Origin of the sequence: Streptococcus danieliae, from assembly GCF_025447695.1 — a bacterium.
Lineage (GTDB): Bacteria > Bacillota > Bacilli > Lactobacillales > Streptococcaceae > Streptococcus > Streptococcus danieliae.
The window spans coordinates 1-4,780 of the sequence record NZ_JAOBSU010000120.1 but is presented as its reverse complement, the minus strand read 5'-3'; the positions used below and the strand labels follow the sequence as shown (position 1 = coordinate 4,780).

Here is a 4,780-nt window from a genome sequence, read left to right as displayed (position 1 = left end):
TTACCGTGGCGATTTTTCTTTTTATACTCTTCTATTCCCTTGGTATACCTCGGATCAGAGACAACGGGAATGATTCCGTCAAAAGAACCACTTGTCCTTTACCCAGCCAAAGATAAATTGCTGCGGGAAAAGGTCACTCAAACCCTTGTGTTAGAATATCTGACACAGTTTCTTGCGATTTCAAGCTATTTTTGATAAACTAACAAAAAACGAAAGACTTTCTGACAAAAGGAGAAAATTTATGTCCCTCATTCAATTTAAAAATGTCGAAAAGTACTACGGCGACTACCACGCCCTTAAAAATATTAATCTAGAAATCGAAAAAGGCCAGGTGGTCGTCCTTTTAGGACCATCCGGATCTGGTAAATCAACCCTCATCCGGACCATCAATGCCCTAGAATCGATCGAAACCGGCAGCCTAATTGTCAATGGACACGAACTTGTTCAGGCTTCCAACAAGGATCTGGTTCAACTTCGCAAAGAAGTTGGCATGGTTTTTCAACACTTCAATCTCTATCCCCACAAAACTGTACTCGAAAATGTCACACTTGCTCCCATTAAAGTATTAGGAATGGATCCCAAGGAAGCCTTAGCCTTGGCTGAAAAATACCTGACCTATGTAAACATGTGGGACCGGAAGGACTCCTATCCTGGTATGCTATCGGGTGGGCAAAAACAACGGGTAGCCATCGCACGAGGCTTGGCTATGAAACCCGAACTCCTACTCTTTGACGAACCAACATCGGCCTTGGATCCAGAAACCATCGGCGATGTCTTGGTCGTTATGCAAAAACTAGCCCGTAGCGGCACCAACATGGTCGTTGTTACCCATGAAATGGGCTTTGCCCGCGAAGTTGCCGATCGGATTATCTTTATGGCCGACGGTGAAATTCTGGTAGACACGACCGATGTCCATGAATTCTTTGACAATCCTCAAGAACCGCGGGCCCAACAATTCCTCAGCAAAATCATCAACCATACCAGTGACAAGGTCAAGGAAGACTAGGAGGAAGCTATGAAAATCACCAAACAGCTCAGTTTTCTGGTCGCCTTCTGTCTCAGCCTGCTCTTTCTATCCAGCAGTGTTGCTGCAGCTGAACTTCCCGAGCAAGCGCAAAAGATCAAAGATGCCGGTGTTCTCCGCGTTGGAGTCAAACAGGATGTCCCCAACTTCGGCTACCTAGATCCTCAGGACAACCAGTATCACGGAATGGAAATTGACATCGCCAAGGAAATCGCTCAAGAACTCGGTGTCAAAATTGAATACACACCTGTAACCTCCCACACCCGTGAACCCTTGATGGACAATGGCCAGGTCGACCTTATCATCGCCACCTACACTATTACCCCTCAACGGCAAGAGTCCTATGCGATTTCGACCCCCTACTACTACGACCAGATTGGCTTTCTAGTCAATAAAAAATCCGGCATTCAAAATCCCAAGGCGCTGGACGGTAAAACCATCGGCGTCTCCCAAGGATCCACCACCAAGGCCAACCTCAAAACCTTCGCAAAAGAGAACGGTCTCTCCTTCAACTTTGTTGAACTAGGTTCTTTCCCAGAATTGGCCATCTCACTCTATGCCCAACGGATCGATGCTTTTTCCGTTGACAAGTCCATCCTCTCTGGCTACACCAGCAAACAAACCCAAATCCTGGACCAAGGTTTTAACACCCAGGAATACGGAATTGCCAGTAAAAAGTCCAACGGTCCCCTAATCAACTACATCAATAGCTTGATTGAGAAGTGGAACCAAGATGGCACTTTGAAACAGATTCAAGAGACCTACAATCTCAAATCTGAACAACCAACAAAAAACTAAGGAGGTTCTATGCTAGTTGCAAGTACAACCAGTCCCTTTGCGCTCAGTCGATGGGCAGCTCTTTTCCAAGAGTCTAGCAGCTTTTTCCAAGGCTTTCTCTACACACTCGGACTAGCCGCCGGCTCCCTCATCCTGGCCATGCTATTAGGGATCTTCTTTGCGGCCATGGCCTCCAGCCACTCAAAAATTGCCCAGACCTGTAGCCGCGTTTATGTGGAATTCTTCCAGAATACCCCACTGCTGATTCACTTTGTTTTTGTGTATTATGGTCTCGCCATCGTTTCTCAGGGAGCCATTATGATTTCAGCCTTTTGGACCGGCATTCTTTGTGTCGGACTCTACCACGGGGCCTATATTGCAGAAGTGTTCCGCTCAGGAATCGAGGCTGTTCCCAAGGGGCAAACGGAAGCCGCCCTTTCTCAAGGGTTTAGTTATGCTCAGTCCATGCGGCTGATTATCATTCCCCAAGCCATCCGGACCATCCTCCCCCCACTGACCAACCAGGTCGTTAACCTGATTAAAAACACTGCAACCGTCGCCATCATTTCCGGTGCCGACATCATGTTTGTTGCTAAATCTTGGGCCTTCGAAAGCACCAATTACGTCCCAGCCTTTGCTGGAGCAGCCTTCCTCTACTTCATTCTATGTTTTCCACTAGCGACTTGGGGGAGACGAATCGAAGAAGCCAACAAAGGGACCTACAGTCTCTAACACTAGAAAGGAAAGCTTATGTCTGAACTTTTTACCAGTTACAATCTGAGTTTCCTCCTCCAGGGCTTAGGGACCACACTGCTTATTTCTGTGTCGGCGATTATCCTCTCAACCCTTTTCGGGACTATCCTCGCCATCATGCGAAATAGCCACAATCAGCTCCTCAAACTGATTGCAGGCATCTATATTGAATTTGTCAGAAATGTCCCTAACCTCTTGTGGATTTTCATTATCTTTTTGGTATTTCAGGTCAAATCCCTTCCTGCAGGGATTCTCTCCTTTACCATTTTTACATCCGCAGCACTAGCAGAAATCATCCGAGGCGGCCTCAATGCAATTGACCACGGCCAAACCGAGGCCGGCCTCTCCCAAGGCTTTACCAGCTATCAGATTTTTACACTGATCATCTTCCCGCAAGCCTTCCGCAAAATGCTGCCGGCCATTATTTCCCAATTTGTAACCGTCATCAAGGATACCTCCTTCCTCTATTCTGTTATCGCCCTGCAAGAACTATTCGGAAAGAGCCAAATCCTTATGGGCCGCTACTTCCAACCCCAACAGGTTTTCACGCTCTATGCACTAGTGGCCCTTACCTACTTCTGCATTAATTTCCTTATCTCAAGCCTCTCCAGGAAATTAGCCCTTCGTTGGAAGGACAGCCAAGTTTAAAGAAATCAAGCCCCACGTGGGCTTTTTTGGTTGTCTTTACACGGAAAAAGGACGAAATCTTGAAATTTTCGCCCTTGAGTCCACTTTCTAGCATTACAGGAAAATTTACAACTACAACCATCACTTTAGAAATCAGCCAAAATCAGATTTTCCTTCTTTTAAATACAAAGCCTAAGAAACCAAATAGTCCCAAACCAAACAGTGAAAAGTAATCCCCCTTCGCTTCACCTGTTTTAGGAAGTTTAGGGATATCAGTTTCCTCTGATTTTGAGTTCGCTGATAATTCCGGAGCTTTACGAATGTTAATAATAAGCTCCACACCACTTCGTTTCTCAATACCTCTCGGCATCTTCACCTCAACTCTATCTTGTCGCTGTTCAATATCGAATTTAGAACTAACATTCACATTCGGAGTCAAAGAAGTTATTTTTTCAAAAATTGGATAGAGAACCAAATTATCTGATAACCGACTAAGAGAAGTATAAATACGACCATCTTCTGATTTCCAATTCACCATTCGATATCCATCAACCTGAAGATCAGGATAGTGAATAAAATCACCGAATTTAAAACTTCGTTCTTCTAGCAACTGATTCAACTGATTTTTAAAGACTACTTTATATTCCGATTTAGAAAATTTCTCAAAGTCTTCCTTGGTATAGAGGTAACCTGCTCGTAAAGCATTGACGTAGGTATAGAGGCGTTCAATCTCCTTTTTAGAAGCTGATGGCTCTTTACCACCTCCTGCCGAGTCAATCACCAAGTCATAGCCTACAGTATCTGCATAGACTTTTAATACCGTTACAGCTCGAGGAAGATGTAGAATCGTACCAATCGCTAAAATCTTCCGAGCACCAACTGCTTCAAACGCTTTAACCATTCCAATAGCATTTCCAGGAGTATCTCTAGCAATAGCATCTAGAATAAATCTTTTTTCATCAATTCCTTGAGATTTAAGCCATTTTGCCATCACATCCGCTTCAGCATATTCATAGCGAACGGGTCCACCACTCAAAACAATTGGAATATCTGGATAGCGTTCCGCCATCTCTTTTGTCTTCTCTAGTCGACTTAAAAGAGCTGGGGACGGAGTCCCATCGCTATTCGGAGATTGTCCAAATACAGCAATAGCATCTGGAACCATCTCGGTCAATTGATCAGAACCATAGTTAATCTTGGTGGCATTATGTGCATCCGCATCACGAAGAACTTTCAGTACAGAATTATAGGCATCTCGAGAAACGTGTTTTAGAACAGCTAAGCGATTCTTGACTTGTTCCTTTTCACCCGTCACCTTTGCAGCTATAGTCATTTGAAACAAGAACAAGACAACAAAGCCTCCAGAAAATTGTCATAATCAGACAATACTTTTCTAAGGTGTTTTTTCATATGAGCCCATGTGTTTTCAATGGGATTATACTCAGGTGAGTAGGGGGGAAGAGGCAAGAGTTTATGTCCTTGTTCTTCGCACAATACTTTTAAGCGACTCATTCTATGAAATCTTGCATTATCCAGAATGATAACGGATGGGCTGTCCAAACTAGCTAGTAAAAATTGTTGAAACCAGGCTTCGAAAAA

The 4,780-nt window shown here is 44.3% G+C and carries 7 protein-coding genes; 5 read left to right on the top strand and 2 right to left on the bottom strand.

What is annotated here, in order from left to right:
* From N4310_RS07600 to N4310_RS07580, 5 genes are all read left to right on the top strand, one after another.
* On the top strand, window positions 1-195 hold a 195-nt coding region (locus tag N4310_RS07600), incomplete at its 5' end, for a hypothetical protein (RefSeq protein ID WP_262092700.1).
* Between the two features lie 46 nt (window positions 196-241).
* The gene (locus N4310_RS07595) at window positions 242-1,006 is read left to right on the top strand and encodes an amino acid ABC transporter ATP-binding protein (RefSeq protein WP_160332915.1); all 765 of its coding nucleotides are present in this window, start codon (window positions 242-244) and stop codon (window positions 1,004-1,006) included.
* Between the two features lie 9 nt (window positions 1,007-1,015).
* Window positions 1,016-1,822 (top strand): transporter substrate-binding domain-containing protein, encoded by an 807-nt coding sequence (locus tag N4310_RS07590; RefSeq protein ID WP_338092453.1) that lies wholly within the window; start codon window positions 1,016-1,018, stop codon window positions 1,820-1,822.
* 9 nt (window positions 1,823-1,831) lie between these two features.
* Window positions 1,832-2,533, top strand: coding sequence for an amino acid ABC transporter permease (locus N4310_RS07585; RefSeq protein ID WP_262092699.1), 702 nt, complete (start codon window positions 1,832-1,834; stop codon window positions 2,531-2,533).
* Window positions 2,534-2,551: 18 nt separating this feature from the next.
* Window positions 2,552-3,202: an amino acid ABC transporter permease gene (locus N4310_RS07580; RefSeq protein WP_160332912.1), complete on the top strand. Its 651-nt coding sequence runs from the start codon at window positions 2,552-2,554 to the stop codon at window positions 3,200-3,202.
* A gap of 142 nt (window positions 3,203-3,344) precedes the next feature.
* Here the strand turns inward: N4310_RS07580 and N4310_RS07575 are convergent, their stop codons facing one another.
* Together N4310_RS07575 and N4310_RS07570 are read right to left on the bottom strand one after the other, a co-directional pair.
* Window positions 3,345-4,529, bottom strand: coding sequence for a YdcF family protein (locus N4310_RS07575; protein ID WP_262092698.1), 1,185 nt, complete (start codon window positions 4,527-4,529; stop codon window positions 3,345-3,347).
* A partial coding sequence (locus tag N4310_RS07570; RefSeq protein ID WP_262092697.1) for a transposase occupies window positions 4,511-4,780 on the bottom strand: 270 nt, incomplete at its 5' end. The genes N4310_RS07575 and N4310_RS07570, both read right to left, overlap by 19 nt.

Excerpts from the sequence above, each read along its gene's own strand:
- N4310_RS07595 (WP_160332915.1), top strand. The coding sequence starts at position 242 with ATGTCCCTCATTCAATTTAAAAATGTCGAAAAGTACTACGGCGACTAC.
- N4310_RS07590 (WP_338092453.1), top strand. The coding sequence starts at position 1,016 with ATGAAAATCACCAAACAGCTCAGTTTTCTGGTCGCCTTCTGTCTCAGC.
- N4310_RS07585 (WP_262092699.1), top strand. The coding sequence starts at position 1,832 with ATGCTAGTTGCAAGTACAACCAGTCCCTTTGCGCTCAGTCGATGGGCA.
- N4310_RS07580 (WP_160332912.1), top strand. The coding sequence starts at position 2,552 with ATGTCTGAACTTTTTACCAGTTACAATCTGAGTTTCCTCCTCCAGGGC.